This is a genomic window from Robertmurraya sp. FSL R5-0851 (genome assembly GCF_038002965.1).
In the GTDB taxonomy this organism is placed as follows: domain Bacteria; phylum Bacillota; class Bacilli; order Bacillales; family Cytobacillaceae; genus Robertmurraya_A; species Robertmurraya_A beringensis.
The window spans coordinates 308,888-326,015 of sequence record NZ_JBBOOE010000002.1 but is presented as its reverse complement, the minus strand read 5'-3'; the positions used below and the strand labels follow the sequence as shown (position 1 = coordinate 326,015).

At 34.5% G+C, this 17,128-nt stretch carries 14 protein-coding genes and 1 pseudogene; 13 read left to right on the top strand and 2 right to left on the bottom strand.

The window, feature by feature from the left end; genetic code table 11:
* Positions 1-8 precede the first annotated feature (8 nt).
* From MKX65_RS25840 to MKX65_RS25805, 8 genes and pseudogenes are all read left to right on the top strand, one after another.
* Positions 9-1,328 (top strand): APC family permease, encoded by a 1,320-nt coding sequence (locus MKX65_RS25840; RefSeq protein WP_061794352.1) that lies wholly within the window; start codon positions 9-11, stop codon positions 1,326-1,328.
* A 43-nt stretch (positions 1,329-1,371) separates the two neighbouring features.
* Positions 1,372-2,475 carry a histidinol-phosphate transaminase gene (hisC, locus tag MKX65_RS25835; protein ID WP_340906755.1) on the top strand — a complete coding sequence of 368 codons (1,104 nt, stop codon included), beginning with the start codon at positions 1,372-1,374 and terminating at the stop codon, positions 2,473-2,475.
* Positions 2,476-2,505: 30 nt separating this feature from the next.
* Positions 2,506-3,273 carry a fatty acid desaturase family protein gene (locus MKX65_RS25830; RefSeq protein ID WP_340906753.1) on the top strand — a complete coding sequence of 256 codons (768 nt, stop codon included), beginning with the start codon at positions 2,506-2,508 and terminating at the stop codon, positions 3,271-3,273.
* A 134-nt stretch (positions 3,274-3,407) separates the two neighbouring features.
* Positions 3,408-4,523, top strand: a complete 1,116-nt coding sequence (locus MKX65_RS25825; RefSeq protein ID WP_101730630.1) for an IS4 family transposase — start codon at positions 3,408-3,410, stop codon at positions 4,521-4,523.
* Positions 4,524-4,670: 147 nt separating this feature from the next.
* Positions 4,671-4,913: pseudogene (locus MKX65_RS25820) on the top strand (fatty acid desaturase); the annotation flags it as partial.
* Positions 4,914-4,939: 26 nt separating this feature from the next.
* A complete protein-coding gene (locus tag MKX65_RS25815) occupies positions 4,940-5,557 on the top strand; it encodes a LysE/ArgO family amino acid transporter (protein ID WP_061794395.1) in 618 nt (205 codons plus the stop codon).
* 355 nt (positions 5,558-5,912) lie between these two features.
* Entirely contained in the window at positions 5,913-6,338 is a 426-nt protein-coding gene (locus MKX65_RS25810) for a type II toxin-antitoxin system PemK/MazF family toxin (protein WP_235831259.1), read from the top strand.
* Between the two features lie 682 nt (positions 6,339-7,020).
* On the top strand, positions 7,021-7,377 hold the full coding sequence (locus MKX65_RS25805) for a hypothetical protein (RefSeq protein ID WP_115596795.1): 357 nt from the start codon (positions 7,021-7,023) through the stop codon (positions 7,375-7,377).
* Between the two features lie 19 nt (positions 7,378-7,396).
* Here the strand turns inward: MKX65_RS25805 and MKX65_RS25800 are convergent, their stop codons facing one another.
* Positions 7,397-10,354 (bottom strand): Tn3 family transposase, encoded by a 2,958-nt coding sequence (locus tag MKX65_RS25800; RefSeq protein WP_160549439.1) that lies wholly within the window; start codon positions 10,352-10,354, stop codon positions 7,397-7,399.
* A 27-nt stretch (positions 10,355-10,381) separates the two neighbouring features.
* Positions 10,382-10,936, bottom strand: coding sequence for a recombinase family protein (locus MKX65_RS25795; protein WP_061793710.1), 555 nt, complete (start codon positions 10,934-10,936; stop codon positions 10,382-10,384).
* Positions 10,937-11,257: 321 nt separating this feature from the next.
* Between MKX65_RS25795 and MKX65_RS25790 the strand changes: the two genes are divergently transcribed.
* Genes MKX65_RS25790 through MKX65_RS25770 form a run of 5 tightly spaced genes read left to right on the top strand, consistent with a single transcriptional unit; the run spans position 11,258 to position 17,005 of the window.
* Positions 11,258-12,316, top strand: coding sequence for a threonine aldolase family protein (locus tag MKX65_RS25790; protein WP_061793711.1), 1,059 nt, complete (start codon positions 11,258-11,260; stop codon positions 12,314-12,316).
* Positions 12,309-13,505 (top strand): MFS transporter, encoded by a 1,197-nt coding sequence (locus tag MKX65_RS25785; RefSeq protein WP_061793712.1) that lies wholly within the window; start codon positions 12,309-12,311, stop codon positions 13,503-13,505. The genes MKX65_RS25790 and MKX65_RS25785 overlap by 8 nt, the downstream gene beginning before the upstream one ends.
* Positions 13,502-14,731 (top strand): ATP-grasp domain-containing protein, encoded by a 1,230-nt coding sequence (locus tag MKX65_RS25780; protein ID WP_340906744.1) that lies wholly within the window; start codon positions 13,502-13,504, stop codon positions 14,729-14,731. Before MKX65_RS25785 ends, MKX65_RS25780 begins: the two co-directional genes overlap by 4 nt.
* On the top strand, positions 14,724-15,923 hold the full coding sequence (locus MKX65_RS25775) for an ATP-grasp domain-containing protein (protein ID WP_061793714.1): 1,200 nt from the start codon (positions 14,724-14,726) through the stop codon (positions 15,921-15,923). Before MKX65_RS25780 ends, MKX65_RS25775 begins: the two co-directional genes overlap by 8 nt.
* A complete protein-coding gene (locus tag MKX65_RS25770) occupies positions 15,923-17,005 on the top strand; it encodes an ArsR/SmtB family transcription factor (RefSeq protein ID WP_061793715.1) in 1,083 nt (360 codons plus the stop codon). Before MKX65_RS25775 ends, MKX65_RS25770 begins: the two co-directional genes overlap by 1 nt.
* The last annotated feature ends 123 nt before the right edge of the window (positions 17,006-17,128 follow it).

The window sequence follows — 17,128 nt, the reverse complement described above, 5'->3', positions numbered from 1 at the left end:
GTATTTTTATGAGCCTAAAAAGAGATTTAGGGTGGAAAGAAGCTACTTCTCTAGGAACTGGAGCTATGGTAGGTGCTGGTATTTTTATTCTAAGTGGTGTAGCAACTGGAAAAGCAGGCCCAGCTGTGATGCTTGCTTTTGTCATTGCAGCAATCTTAGAGATTTTACTTGGATTATGTTATGCAGAACTAGCATCAAGATACCCTAGGGCAGGTGGTGCCTATGAATATGTTAGTCAAACAATGGGATCATTTGTTGGAACTCTAATTGGATGGTCATACTGGGGGGCATGGCTTGCAGCAAGTAGTTTCGTTTCCCAAGGATTTGGGAATTATCTTCATTCTTTAACGGGTGCCCCTCCGTTACTGAGTGCGATCATTCTTCTTCTTGTTTTAGGATTTCTAAATATGCTTGGAATAAAGTTTAGTGGTGTCGTTCAAGTGGGAATTGTAGTTGTTGAAATTATCGTACTTATTTTATTTTTTGCTCTAGGTTTTGGTCATGTGAATTATTCATTATATACACCGTTTGCCCCTAATGGCTATGAAGGAATACTTGCTGCCGCATTGGTTGGTTTTCTTTCCATGGTTGGCTGGGATGTAATTGTGGATGCTGGAGAGGAAATGAAAAATCCGAGTAAAACCATTCCAAAAGCCATTTTATCATCCATTATCATTGTACTTGTTCTGTACTCGGGACTATTATTTGTTTCAACAGGAGTTGTTCCTTGGCAGGAACTTGGTTTATCAAAAGTACCAGTCGCTTTAGCTAGCCAACAATTTTTAGGGGATTTTGGACCGACCTTAGTCAGTATAGTGATTGTTATAGCTTTACCAGCAACAGCCAATGCTTTTATCATATCGATTTCGAGAACTGCCTTTGCGATGGGTCGTAATGGATTATTACCGAAAAAATTTGGATTTATCCATCCTCGATTTCAGACTCCAGTTTTGGCAATATTGTTAGGGGTTAGCATACAAATTATGTTTACCCTTGTAAGTTCAATCAATATTGCCGTTAATGCAACTGGCTTTTTGTATCTCCTTACGTTTATTTTTACGATGATTGCCTTTTTTATTTCGAGGAGAAAAGTATCTGTTGAAGAAAGAGCAAATCAGTTTTCAGTCCCTATGTATCCTTTTTTACCAGCCCTTGCCTTAATTATTAGCATTTGTTTACTCGTTCCAGTTGGAGGGTCCGGTTTCTTTTCAGGATTGATATGGTTGTCAATCGGATTTGCTATCTATTTAATTCGTACTAAGTCAATTAAAGAAACTGATAGGATAAGAATAAAAGAGAATGAGGCTAAATTCTCTTCTGCGAAATGATATTGGATAAAACATTATTATAATTCTATAGGAGGTGTTTAATATGAAACCTAAAAAACAACTTTCGACAATAACACCCTATCATCCAGGAAAAACAATTGAAGAAGTTAAACGTACTTATGGTCTTAATCATGTAGTGAAACTTGCTTCCAATGAAAATCCATATGGTTGTTCTCATTACGTTCAAAAGTCAATTATGTCTGAGCTCAACAAACTATCCTTTTATCCAGACAGTCGGGCAGATAGATTAAGAGAAAAACTTGCTGATTCTATTGGAGTGAATGAAGATCAGTTTATATTTGGAAATGGAACTGATGAATTGATTCGGATGATATGTAGAGCTTACTTAGGATCGGATACAAACACAGTGATGTCAGATTTGACTTTTTCTCAATATAAACGAAATGCGATTATAGAGGGGGCAGAGGTCCGAGAGGTTCCCCATGTAAATGGTCGTCACAATATTATGGGAATGATCGATGCGACTGATAAAAAGACAACGGTCGTTTGGATTTGTAATCCTAATAATCCTACAGGTGAGTATGTTCGTAAAAATGAGCTCATAACACTTTTAGATGAGCTCAACAAAGACATCCTTGTAGTCTGTGATGAAGCGTATTACGAATACGTAGATGCAGACGATTTCCCGGATACAGTATCTATAATGAATAAGTATCCTAATTTAATGATTTTGCGAACTTTTTCGAAAGCTTATGGTCTAGCAGCACTTCGTATTGGTTATGGTATTTGTAAAACGGAAGTAATTAATGTTTTAGAAACAGTGAGGGAAACATTTAATACTTCTCGTTTAGCCCAAGTGGCTGCTGTCGCAGCTTTTGAAGATCAATCCTTTATTAAAGAGTGTCACGAGAAAAATCGAAGGGAACTGCAACAATTCTATTCATTTTGTTGGAGATTTGGACTCTCTTATTTTCCAACCCAGACTAATTTTATATTTATTGATATGAAAAGAGACACAGATAGTTTAGCAAATCGTTTATTATCTAAAGGATTTATTATTCGTCCAGGTAGTGAGTTTGCATGCCCAACTAGTGTAAGAATTACGATAGGTAGCTCAGCACAAAACGATGATCTAATTGCACATTTGTCACAATTACTTCAGATGTCGGAAATGATTGAAAAATAGAGTTTTATATTGCGGCAGGAGGATAGAAGTATGCAAACAAACACGGATAAACATAAGATTAAAAAGGCAAAGTTCTCTGCAGAAATACGTTCAAGAACTAAGGAGCTACATAAGAGGAATAATTGGTATAATTTCTTTTCTATTGGCTATGATTGGGCTATTATTACATGTGCAATTGTCTTTGCTAAAACATTTCCTGACTGGTGGACCTATATCATTAGCATAGCTATTATAGGGAGTAGAATGAGAGCTTTCGACAACTTAATGCATGAAGCAAGCCATTTGTTGTTATTTAAAAATCGTATTTTGAATAAATGGATAGCTTGCCTGTTTGCTGCATTTCCTGTATTTACATCCTATACTACTTACTGCAATTCGCACTATTTACACCATAGGCACCTATGGGATATAGAAAATGATCCTGATACTAAAAGATATGCCCTAATTGGATTGGACAAACCACAAAATAATATAAACAGATTTATAATGAAACATATTATAAAACCACTTACATTAACACATGTTCCAAAATATATTTATGGCACAATTAAAGTAAATATCTTTTCAAAAGAAGAGCCTTGGTCAGAAAGAGTTGCTAAAGTTTTATATTGGTTGTCAATTATTACAATTAGTGTTACTTTCAACTTTTGGCAGGAATTAATTCTTTTCTGGTTTGTTCCTCTTCTATCCACATTTCAAATTATAAGATATTGGGCAGAAATGGCGGAGCATTCAGGTTTAAAAAATGAAAATGAACTATTCGCAAGTAGAAATACTTTTGGTAATCCAGTACACTAGTGTTGCATTAATTTAATTTCACTATTAAAAATACTCAAAATGTTCAACTTTATTATATTGTGCAAAGAAAAAGTCCTTTATAATGGATAAGTCAGGTGGTAACCCGTCCAAATCCACTAAAAAGGACACATCTCATGGACAAGATTACACGAAAAACTTCATTTGGACAATGGTTTTCACCAATTAATATTCAATTATTTGAAGAACAGGTGAAAACGATGAAATTAGATTACTATACGAAAAAATTAACGACAGAGTCTTTCCTAAAATTACTACTTTTTGCCCAGCTAGAAGAAATCGAAAGCCTGCATGCGCTAGGTGATTGTCTATTCGATGACCAACTTCAAAAAGGGATTGACCTTGATTCGATCAGTATTTCTCAGCTGTCACGGCGATTAAATGGCATGAACCCAGATCTATTTCAAAGGCTTTTCCTTGATTTGGTCGTACAAATTCATGCCAAGACACACTATACGAAACTGGTCATGCCGTTAAAAATCATTGATTCAAGCACATTGCCACTTAATTTGACCAATCATAAATGGGCAAAGTTCCGTAAGACAAAAGCCGGTGTGAAGTTGCATCTACGCCTTGTGTTTATGGAAAAAGGTGCGTCCTATCCCGAAAAAGCAGTCATAACAACGGCAAACGAACATGATCGTGGTCAACTTGAAATCATGGTCGATGACAAGGAATGCATGTATGTGTTTGACCGTGGCTATCTAGACTACGAGCGCTTTGATCGCATGACAGATGATGGTTACTTTTTTCTATCAAGGCTAAGAAAAAACGCCGTTATACGGGAGGTTTATGATTTTAAACTACCCGAGGATTCCGCTGTTTTATCAGATCAAATGGTCCTGATTGGTACAACCCAAAACCGTGCTGAAAATTACTTTCGCCTTCTAAAAGTGCTTGATTCCAAAGGAAATGAACTCCATTTAATCACCAATCGCTTTGATTTGAACGCTGAAGAAATTTCAGAGATGTATAAATCAAGGTGGGCCATTGAGTTGTTTTTTAAATGGATCAAACAGCACCTTAGCATCAAAAAGTTCTACGGACAAAGCGAATGGGCCATTCAAAATCAAGTGTTTATCGCACTTATCGTTTTTTGCCTACATGTTCTTGTTCAACTTGAGACAAATAGTAAGCGAAAAACCTTAAAAATTAGCCGTTATCTACGGGCTGCCCTTTGGAAACCAGCCCATATTTGGCTCCGAAAAATTGAAGGAAAAGCCATTCCTTGATAAGAAAGTTGTCGTCGTCACACAGGTCTAATTGTAAATAAATTTCCAAATGGATGGAGCCACCTTTGTTGGGTATTTACTTTTTTGGCTCTAAATAGAGAATATAATTAAACTGAAAATTACGAAATTATTTATGCAACACTTGTGAATCCAGTAGAAAAATTCTTTTTACATCCACATCATGACAACTATCACTTAGTACATCATTTGTTTCCAGCGATCCCCCATTATAATTTGAAAAAGGCTCATTTAATTTTAATGGAGGACCCAGCATATAAGGAAGCACACCATTGTACAGGCTTCTTTAGATCATTCCTACCTGGCTTTTATAGCGTGGTAGAAGATATATGTGGCCGTTACCTAGATAGACATAAAAAGAAAATAAGCTAATTGTTTAAGCGAAGGGGGAAAACATTATGTTAGCAGCACTAATTCACGGAATAGTATTAGCCTTTGGGCTAATACTTCCCCTTGGGGCACAGAATGTATTTGTATTCAATCAGGGGGCTTCTCAACCAAAATTTAGAGGAGCCATCCCAGTTGTAATTACAGCTTCACTTTGTGATACTTTACTCATTTTATTAGCAGTATTAGGGGTATCTGTTATCGTATTATCTGTTCCTGTTCTGCAAACAGTCATCTTTTCTATAGGGCTATTATTTCTTCTTTATATGGGGTGGTCTATTTGGAATAGTGATCCTGCAAACCTGAATCAACAAGAAGTAGCCATGTCGCCTAAGAAACAGATTTTGTTTGCTATGTCAGTGTCCCTTCTTAATCCCCATGCAATTCTTGATACGATTGGTGTGATTGGAACTAGTTCACTTAGCTATACGGGTACAGAAAAAGTAGGATTTACTGTCGCATGTATTGTCGTCTCTTGGCTTTGGTTTCTAGGTCTTGCAATAGCCGGAAAAGTAGTAGGTAACTTTGATACAGAAGGAAAGCTATTAAAACTGCTAAACAAAGTATCTGCAATAATTATATGGGGAGTAGCTTTATACATAGCTATTGAGTTGTACAATATGTTCTAGAAATACTAAAAGCTTTAAAGGGAATAACTCAGGATTTCCAACCTTAGCAGATTTTTTCGTCTTTTTGCTGGTAGGACGTAAACCTGTAGGCAGTGCCTTAGATGCCTTTGATAACCATATTTCTCCCTCAATTTCGAATCAATTTCGAATTGATTAAAAAACCTTATCATAAAAAATGATATATGGTTTATAATCGTTAATTAAGGGGGAAACTATTCATGACCACTACAGATAAATTAAATGATTCTCAGAAGAACCGGTTGAAAGACATATTATTAGACAAGCTTTCAACACTTCATAAAAAAACTTCAGAAAAGCTTTGATTATCATCAATTCCATTCCCGAAAAGTGCCGTTTGGATCAAAAATCATACGACCATGCTGTTTTAAAAAAGGCAGATAAGAAAAAACTGCATCCAACGCGCCCTGTAAGAGGGGAGATTTATAATGTTCTCATCTCTGAAGATAACGTCGGGACTGAATTAAACGGGAATCACTTGTGTGTTATTATCTCGAATAAAAAGAAAAACCTATATTCTGAGAAAGTGAATGTGGTACCCATTGAGGGTGATGGTAAAAAAATCGATCCCAAAAACAATATCCAGTTAACAAACGCTGACCTTGAAGATGGAAATTTAGATAAAGACCCATCGAAAATCATCGGAGCTGATATTATGACGTTAGACAAGGCCAGGTTGGAACGAAGGATAGGCAAATTAAAAGATGACAAACTAGATGAAGTAATTGAAATGGTTAAAGCACAATTAGGTATTACCAACTAAAAGCTTGATTTTTTCTTGGTATTAGTGTATTATCAAGGTAAGAAATGAACGTTATCAAGCCCGATGGGCACCGGCTTAAATAAGCTTTTCAAGAAAGAGTCATTAGCATCTTTGTGATCTGGTGGCTCTTTCACCATTTATGTATCTAATTTTAACTTTTGCATATATTAGAATGTATAGTTTATCAAGCCTTTACGGCACCGGCTTCCTACGGAAGCTTTTTCAAGCTATACGCACAGAAGGTCCTAATTTTAATTAGGGCCTTTTTATTTTTGTAATGTGTTCATATTGAGTATAAGTGCCGATAGCAAAATGTTTTTCTCCTCGGTGTTAGGCAATTTATTGCTAGAAGCATGTATAAATTGTTCATGAAATCCTGTCCAACTGGCCACTTCTAATAATAAGTCTGTAAGCTTTATTCTTGGCAACATTTCATATAAGGGGTACAGACAGCAAAACGGAATTATCTTAACCAGCCAAAACGGATGACTTTACAGTATTCAATGTAAAGTCATCCGTTTTTTTGTTTCTTTAAATCCTAGATAACTGTATTCAGTTTTATAGTATTTATAGTAAATTAAGAAGGCTTATGTTTAAGGGGCTGACTTAAGGATTTGATGGTCCCCTTAATAAGCAGCAAAGGCTTGAAAAAACATCATTAAATCAGGAGGATTCAACAATCATGAATACGTTCAACCTAAAAGAAACAACAGCCGTGTTACACTCGTATGGTTTCAAATGTGACACAGAATTGGTAAGTCATTGGATAAGTGAGGGGAATATTAAAAGCATTGAAAACGGTGGAGTATACGAAGTTTTGGAGGAAGAGGTTTATAGATTTATAGAAGCATACAGATGGGAAGGTACAGCCTTTGAGGAAGGCATTGATGATCAAACTAAGATTGAGAGATTACTAGAAGAAATTTCGGATCTTAAAAAGCAAATTGTAAAACTACAAGAAGGGGTCCTACCAACAAAAAGCGCAAAACATACGCTAAGCAAATTTCGACATGAAAAAAGCCGATTTTTCCTACGCTAAAGAAATATCGGCTTTAATTTTATTGAATAAGAGGACGCAGTGAATTTAAACTAGCTATTTTCCTCATATCAAAGGTGTATTCACCAAGAAAATTGATATGCTCCCATCCCAAGGGTGAAATATGTTTTAGCAAGTATTCTCGCAAATCCCCTTTTTCCTTCAACAAATTTGTTGCTTCGGTAAGGTATACGGTATTCCATACGCTAATGGCATTAATTATAATGTTTAAAGCACTTGCGCGTTGAAGTTGATCTTGCAGTCCTCGTTCTCGTAATTCACCTCGTTTTCCAAAGAATAATGCTCTTGCCAAGCCATTCATAGCTTCTCCTTTATTTAAGCCTCGTTGAATACGCCTACGTAGAGCTTCATTAGATATGTAATCTAAAATAAAAATAGTCTTTTCGATTCTTCCCATTTCTCGTAAGGCAGTAGCTAACTTGTTTTGTCTTGCATATGACCCCAATTTCCCCATAATCAGCGAACCAGACACTTTTCCTTCTCGAATCGAATGGGCTAAACGGAGTACGTCATCAAAGTTTTCCTGAATAATCTTTGTGTTAATCCGTCCACGAAGTAATTTTTCTAGGTCAGGAAAATCACTTGGCTTTTGAATTGTGTATAGTTTGGAATCAGCTAAGTCACGAAGCCTTGGCGCAAAACGAAAACCTAACAAATGACTTAATCCGAATACTGAATCTGTATAGCCAGCTGTGTCTGTGAAATGCTCTTCAATATTTAATTCTGTTTCATGATGAAGTAACCCATCGATTACATGGACAGCATCTCTTGCATTGGTATTAATGACTTTCGTATAAAACGAAGAAAATTGATCACTTGTAAACCGATAAATAGTTGCACCCTTTCCGGTACCGTAATGAGGATTTGCTTCCGCATGCAACGATGAAACACCAACTTGTACTCGCATTCCGTCAGATGAAGATGTAGAGCCATCTCCCCAATAAGAAGCTAGAGCAAGTTTGTGTTGAAAATTTACCAAAGTTGCCTGTGCTCGATTTATAGCATCATCATACAATCGCCATTGTGCGGCATTGGCCATCTGGTGATAAGTAATTCCAGGTGTAGCATCTGCCATTTTAGTCAACCCAATATTTGTTCCCATTGCCATAAGTGCAGCCATCAAAATGACCTTTTCTTCTCCCTTCGGAGGGCGATTGGTGGAAGCGTGTATTAACATTTCGTCAAATCCTGTCCAGTGCGCTACCTCCATTAATAGATCAGTGAGCTTAATTCTTGGGAGCATATTATATAAGGATAAACTGAAGGTTCGTGCATCTTCTGGGGTATTCTTTTCCAAACGATCCACTCTAAGTTTTGCTTTTTTTATATTTACTCCTTCAAGACTATCAAGATTATTTGAAATCCATGTAAAGCGTTCAGCTAGAGCCTTCCTTCTTTCTTCAAGATATTCCTCTGCTGATGAACGAACCGCCAGTCTAGTTTCCTTTAGATTGGTTGTTGTCCATTCATCTTTGGGAACAAGGTACTCCTCAAAGTCTTTATGGAGCCTACTACCGACAACAGATACGTCTCCTGAACGAATATGATTTTTTAATTCTGTAAGGGCAGCCATTTCATAATAATGCCGATTAATGGTTCCTTCTTCATCGTATACATGCTTTTCCCATCGTTTTGGAACGAAATCTAACGGAGCTTCATCTGGTACTTTTCTTTTTCCAGATTCATTCATTTCGTTCAATGTTTTTAATGCACGTAATAATGGTTCTGCTGCTTTTGTAGAACGAAACTCTAATGATTTCAGAAGAGTAGGGGTATACTTTCTCAGATAAGTAAATCGATTCTCTAGCAAATCAAGGTAATCATAATCCATTGGTCGAGCTAATTTTTTTGCCTCTTCAACAGAAGTAACGATTTTATCCCAAGGCATTACCTTTTCAATGGTGCTAAATGGATCAAGTCCTTCATCTCGTGCTTGAATAAGTGCAGCCCCAATATCTGCAAAATGAACAACTTTTTCATTAACTGCTTTTCCATTTTCCCTTTGCATTTCCTCTTGGGTTTTACGGCCTTTCGATTGTAAAATCATCATTTGCCGATCATGAATTTCAATTGCTTGGTCAATTAAATCCTGACTTAATGTTACTAGATATGCTATAAGAATGGCGTATTTCTTATTGTCTTTAAATCTACGAAATGAATGGGGTTCATAACGAGCCCCAATGCGAGATAATTGAAGTAATCGATTAGGATGAACTTCATTTATGTTTAATGGCAGTTTCAACTCTCGAATATATTCTAAACGCTCTATTACTTTTAGAAAGGCATCAGGTGATGATTGGCCGGGAAGTTCTCTCAACCATGCTAATGGGGTTTTCCTGCTTTCCACAAAGGGATCTATAAGTTGATCCAATTTATGTTTTTGCCACAATGAAAGAGTGGTGGTTAAGGATTTAAAAATCTTTTCCTCTGCCCTACGACGGGTTTCCCACACGAGCCTCTCTATTGTAGTCATTCCAGGAAGAATTATTTTTCGATTCCTAAGTTCCTCTTGAACAGTTCGAAGCAGATACATGGAATTACCATTTTGAAGAGCATGCTTCAAAAGATACTGAGCTAATTCCCGATATGTACTTACAGAAAAATTCTGATATCCGTATACCTGTCGAATCTCTTCCATATGTTCATGCTTGGTTGGGTCACGTTGGGCATATAAAGAAAAAGAATCAGGATTAGCATTGATTTGTTTAGCAATATATTGGATTACATAATCTGGTATAGGTTCAACATCTGTGAGAGACCATCCGGGATAGCGCAGTACACATAATTGGACAGCAAATCCCAAACGATTATGATCTCTTCTATGCCTTTTAATAATCTCCATGTCATATTGAGAAAAAGTATAGTAGGTTTCTAGTTCCCGTTCGGTCATATCAGCCGGAATTCTTACAAATTCTGCTCTTTGATCAGCTGTAAGCAGTTCCTTTCCCCTTGATGCCATTTCCTCCCGTCCCTTCATAAGTTTAGTTTATTTCTTTTCTAGGTATCGATAAACGGTTGTTCGTGAAACTCCCCACATTTGAGCAATATCTGTAATAGGTGTTCCACTTGCCACTAGTGTCTTTAACATTTCTAATTCTTTCTTATCTAACTTTTCCGGTCTTCCTCCTAATCGTCCTCTGGCTCTTGCTGCAGCACGACCAGCTGCCGAACGTTCGTGAATAAGATTGCGCTCAAATTCGGCAAAAGCCGCAAAGAGATGAAACATAAGCTGTCCCGTAGCGCTAGCCTTGTCCATCGTAATGTTTTCTTGCAGGCTATGAAAACTAACGCCTTGATCATTGAGATCATTGACAATCTTAATAAGATGTTGCATATTCCTTCCCAATCGATCCAAGCGCCAGACCACTAAAGTATCACCAGTTCGAACAAAACGGAGAGCATCTTCTAATCCCTGTCGTTTATCTTTAGCACCACTGATCTTATCAGTAAATATCTCTTCACAGCCATGTTCTTTAAGCGCATCTAGTTGTAAATCTAAATTTTGAATGCCTGTGGAAACGCGCGCATATCCTACCTTCATTTATTTCATCCTTTTTTGATTATTCTGCTTTTTATCGTAACATAACTTAATTGGATGGCAATATCTGAACATAGATTTATTTACAGGGTTTATGAACAATTATTGAATACAGAAAGGTAGAAAACTAATTTTATAATGCCATGTTCATTAATTGATGAGTATCTGAACAGTAATATTAATTGGTAGTTATTGGTAATTTCCACTAATAACAATTATTTTCCAAAAGGGAATTGATTATCTCTTAATTACATGATAATATAATTGCGTAATTGTGTAAATGTGTAATTACATATTAACTATACTTCTGTGAGGTGCAAAACAATGATTGATATGAGAAGCGATACTTTAACAAAACCATCTGAAGAAATGCGGGAAGTAATGAGGACTGCTATTGTAGGTGATGATTGCTACGGTGAAGATGAAAGTGTAAATAATTTAGAAGACTATTGTAAAGAACTTTTTGAAGTAGAAGGGGCACTGTTTGTTCCTAGCGGAACAATGGCTAATCAAATAGCAATAAAAGCCCAGGTTGAAGAAGGAAATGAAATTATCACCGAAGCAAATTACCATATTAATTTTTATGAAAGTGCTTCGACTGCAATACTTAGCAGAGCAGTATTGAATTGTGTAAGAAAAAAAGACGGGATTATTAATAAGGGCGATGTCGAGGAATTAATAAATTCAAAGCCGAGAGGGCCTCTATATTCGAAACCACAGTTAGTCACTATTGAGAATACAATAAATTATTATCAAGGTAAGACTTTCCCAATTGAAACCATTAAAAGTTTGTACAACTACACAAGAGAAATAGGTATCTCACTCCATATGGATGGAGCAAGGTTATTTAATGCCCATATTGCTACTGGAGTTCCTTTAAAGGAATATGCAAGAAATGTTGATTCCTTAAGTGTTTGTTTCGCAAAAGGACTGGGTGCACCTTATGGCTCAATGCTTATGGGGAGTGAAGATTTTATACAGTCTGCTAGAGCATTAAGAAAGCAGTTTGGAGGGGGATTACACCAAATTGGAATGTATGCTGCTGCAGCTCAATACGCATTGGATTATCACCTTATAAAAATAAAAAAAGATCATCAACTTACAAAAGAGATGGCTGTTTTACTAAATGAAATTCCAGAGATTTCAATAAATGTTGAAAGCATAGAAACCAACATGATCTTTATAAACATAAATAGCTTAACTAACAACACAAATGAATTTTTAAGATTATGTGAAGAGTACGGATTATTACTTTTTCCTTGGTTACCTGGTTTGGTAAGGATAGTGATTAATCGGCATATATCTAGGGAGGATATTTATAAAGCTTCAGAAATAATAAAGACGGTTGTAAAAAAACTCTCTAGGAGTGTTGTTTATGTATAAAATAAAAAATGAAGGAGTATTAAGCTTTTTTATCAGGGTTTTTAATTCGATTGGTTTTTTTTCAATAATTCCTCTCCTTTCACTTTGGTTGGTAGAGGTGAAAGATATAGAGATTAGTAAGGCTAGTTTTATAGTTGCAGCATTTACTTTTATGTCCAAGGCAGGAAGTGCTTTTGTTGGAGGAATTATCAATAAGCTTGGACTAAAACAAAGTTTACTTATTGGCTTATTTGGTTCTTCCTTAACACTTCTAGTGATTACCTATTCCACTAACTATTTTATACTTCTATTATTTGTTATTACTTTAGGTATATTTATATCTTTATATAATATTGCCTTAAAAACGCATATTTCAATGCTTGAAGAATCCAAAAGGCTAAATGCTTATGCGTTACTTAATATTGCTGTAAATGTTGGAGCATCCCTTGGTCCTCTTTTAGGGGGATTAGTATTAGATTGGAATCCAAATAATCTACTAATTATCAGTATGTTTAATTATGTGTTTGCTGGATTTATAGCTCTGCTTCTCCCTAACATACAATTAAAAAAATCAGAGGAAAGTTTAAATATTTTTGAGTTTATTAAATACAGAAAAGAAAATAAAGGATTTAAAACTTTTTTAAGATTTACACTGTTTTCTTCTATTTTCTGGTTTCTTTATACACAAATATTTACTACTTTTCCAGTTGTATTTTCGCAAGAATTTACTGGGAAAACAATAGGTCTACTTTTTACAATAAATGCGATAACTGTAATACTGATTCAAGGTGTTTTTCCAAAATTTCAACCTCTTATTCGTAAAGAATTATGGTATTCAATTGCATTTGTGTTAATTGGTATTTCTTTTATGGTTTTGTGGCTTAACCCAACAATTCCATTTGTCGTAATAGCTATAATTATATTTAGTATAAGTGAAATTATATGGGTCCCATCAATTGATAGTGAACTAGTAGCTAATAGAGGTGAACTAAGCTCATCATGGGCATTTGGAGTTGCTGGAGTTGTATGGGGATTGGGAGAGTCCCTAGGAAGTTTTGTAGGTTTAAATCTTTATCAGTATTTTAATGATTTTACTTTCTTAATTTTATTTGTACTTTCTGCCTTTATATTAACAATCCATATTTTAAGCTTAAAATCTAATAATAAATTCATACAGACTAGAGAATATTTAGAGGAGAAGAAAATATGAAAAACATTTTATTTCTTGAGACCAATACTACAGGAACCGGATCAAAAGCTATGAAAATAGCAAAGGAGAAGGGTTATAAAGTTCATTTTTGGACATCTGATTTTGGTCAGTATAATTCTATGCAAGAGGATCATCCGAGTAAAATTGCAGACGAATTTCTAGTTATTGATACTTATGATATTGATCAAATGAAGTATGTAATTAATGAGAAGCAATTGAGTTTTTCAGGAGTTTTAGCATTTGATGATTATCACCTCTTGCCAGCAGCATCATTGGCGAATGAACTTAATTTGCCTGGTCATAAAACATGTTCTTTAGAAAAAGTTAGAAACAAAAGAAAAATGCGTGATCACATTATAAAAAATGAATTTAATTTAATTTCTCAACCAGAGTACAATGCTGTTTCTTCTATAGAAAACCTTGACCAATTAAAATTGAATTTCCCATGTGTAATTAAACCAGTAGATGATAGTGGAAGCAACGGAGTAACGGTCTGTAAAAATGAAGAACAATTAAGAAACTCATTAACAACTGAGATTAAAAGAAAAACAAATGAACGTGGGTATCAATTAGCAGAAGAATGGCTTATTGAAGAGTTAATAATCGGAAAAGAGTATTCTGCTGAAATGATATATACCGATTTACAATGGAAGCTTGTTTCCATTACCGAGAAAGAAACCTTTGGTGAGCATTCAGTTGAATGTGGTCATGTAACTGGCCCCTTAGATTTTCCTTTTACTAACCTAGAAGAAAATCTATCAAAATTACTCGAATTATTTGGACTTAACTTTGGAGCCTCCCACATTGAGTTTTTTATTAACGAAAACAATTTATATTTAGTGGAAATAAACCCCAGATTGGCCGGGGATTGTATACCAAAATTAGTAGAGATAGCTACAGGTATAAACATGGTAGAGCATGTTGTACTCCAAGCTATAGGTACTAAACCGAATATTGGTGATAAGAAAGAGAAATATGCATCCATTCAGTTCGCTCTGCCGACATCTTTAGGGGAATATACAGAAGTGAATGGAGTTGATAAGGTTAAAGATACAAAAGGTTATGTAAGAATGAGTATTAATAAATTACCTTATAGCTCAACAGGCATAAAAAGCAGCTACAACCGGTTAGGTTATATTATTACAAAGGGTGATACAAAAGAAGAGGCCCAAGAAGCTGCTAAAGAGGCTATAAATAGCTTAGAATGGAGTGTTACTAATGGATAAAGTTTTAATTATATTAGGTGCTAGCGAATTTGGAGTGTTAGCAGGAAAAAATCTTGGTTTTAAAGTCATAGTAATTAGTCCTAGATCTACAGGTATCTCTACTAAAGTTACCGATCAAGCAGAGAGTATTATTATTGTAAATAGTTTAGAGGATGAAGAAGAGATATATCAAAAGGTTAATGATATTTTAAAAATTTATAAGAAGATTGACTTAGTAATAAGTTTTACAGAATTAGGGTTAAAATCTGCTTCAATTATCAGCGAAAAACTAAATTTACCTACTAATCACCTTGAAGTTATAGAATCCACTAGAAATAAATCACTTATGAGAAAAATATTTTTAAAGAGTGATATACTAAAATTAAACTATAAAGCAGGCCTTATTAGTAATTTTCATCATCAGGAATTACCGATTCAAACTCCCTTTATTATCAAGCCCCTCGATGGTTATGGTAGTAAAAATGTCTCTTTTATTGAAAATCATGAGGAATGGACAGAATGGCATCTGAAGAATAAGGAAGACAATGATACAAAGTGGATAGTTGAACCATATATAGAAGGACCTGAGTATAGTATTGAAGCAATTTCTTCAAAAGGGAAGCATTTTATATTAGGAATAACTGAGAAAGACACAACTGGAAAACCGAACTTTATTGAAACTGGACATTCTGTTCCAGCATCCCTAAATCAGGACTTATATGATCAAATTATACACTTAACAAAGGAATCTCTAACATTAATAGGAGTAGAATATGGCCCTAGTCATATTGAAGTTAAATGGGATAATAAGAACAATAAAATAGTTATTATTGAAATGCATACTAGACCAGGTGGTGATTACATCCCCTATTTGCATACCCTTTCAACCGGTATAGATCAGTATGAAATAGGTATAAGATCTTATTATGATCCATCTGTTTTAGAATTGGTAATGACTAAACACGTCAAGCATAGTTCAATCAAGTTTTTAACATTTGCAGAAGGAATATTATTAAGTAAAGGATTTTCAGATAAAATCAGTGATGAAAATATCAAAGAATGGGATATATATTATAATATTGGTGAAAAAGTAAAGGAGACGGCTGATTCTTATAGTCGTGCAGGACATATCATTGTAAGTTCAAATTCAAGAGAATCAAATAAACAATCATTTAATTCCTTTATAAAAAATTTACTTATTAAAATATATTAATGAAAGTTAGTGATTTTATGGCTGTTTTTACCATAGCAACTATTAATAGCAATTGTACGGTGGAATGTAAGATTTCCCCTTTATTTGAAATGATGGCTTGTCTAAGAAGTTGTTACTTAAATAAAGGTGATAATGATGAAGATTTAAAAACTTTTTACAAAAAGAATTATAAAACTTTGAGTAAGTTTTATGGGAATTTTGAATATGGTGCCCAGTTAGCTGAATGTATCTTAGGGATGAAGGAAGATCATACTTTTCCAAATTTTATTAAACACTTGAATAATTTGGAGAAAGAAGAATTTTTATATTATCTACTAGGAAGATATATTGAGGCTTTTGAAATTAAAAATATTTTAGAAAACTCAAATTCACCAAGAGAAGAAATTAAAAATAGAATTGAACAGTTAAATGGTATTATCAATGAAGAACAACTAGAATTTATTGAAAGTTTTAACTCCTACTATAATGAATTGATCCAACTTTGGACTGATTTCTACGAGAACCTTTTTAAACGGAAAGAATTAGATTTAGAAGATAAATGGGAACAAAGTAATAATTCACTCGATGTAGACTTATTGTCGAATGGTTTTGATAAGGTTGTCTCTAAATTACTAACAGGATATGAAATACCTGAGCAATTTCCAACTAGAGAAACTAAATTGATTCGTTTTTACCCTTCTTTATATGTTTCTCCAAAATTTATAGTAATTTGGGGTTTAGGTGAATTAAATATAGTATACGACGCATCAATATATTTAAGTAAAGAAATAAATAATGAGTTGATTAAACAAAAATTAGAAGAAGAAAAGTCTTTAGAAAGCTTATCTGAAATTGGAAAATCACTTTCAGAGCTAGGAAGATTAAAAATACTTTCTTTAATTTCTAGCAACTCCAAAATTAAATCTCAGGAAATTGCGAATGAATTGAATATTACCACAGCTACAGTATCGAGACATCTTAGCCTACTCAAACAGAATAATTTAGTAATTGAAAGAAAGGAAAACGGATTTAACATTTATACTATAAACCAGACGGAATTTGACAATTATTTTAATAATATTAAAAAGTATTTCTTTAACTGATCAATTTATTTAAATTATCTATACCCTTGCTTAGGCGAAGTTTACCTAAATACTAATATTAGTTAATAATTCTTTTCCAATAGAAAAGCCGATGATTCCTTAGCGTAGGAAAAATCGGCTTTC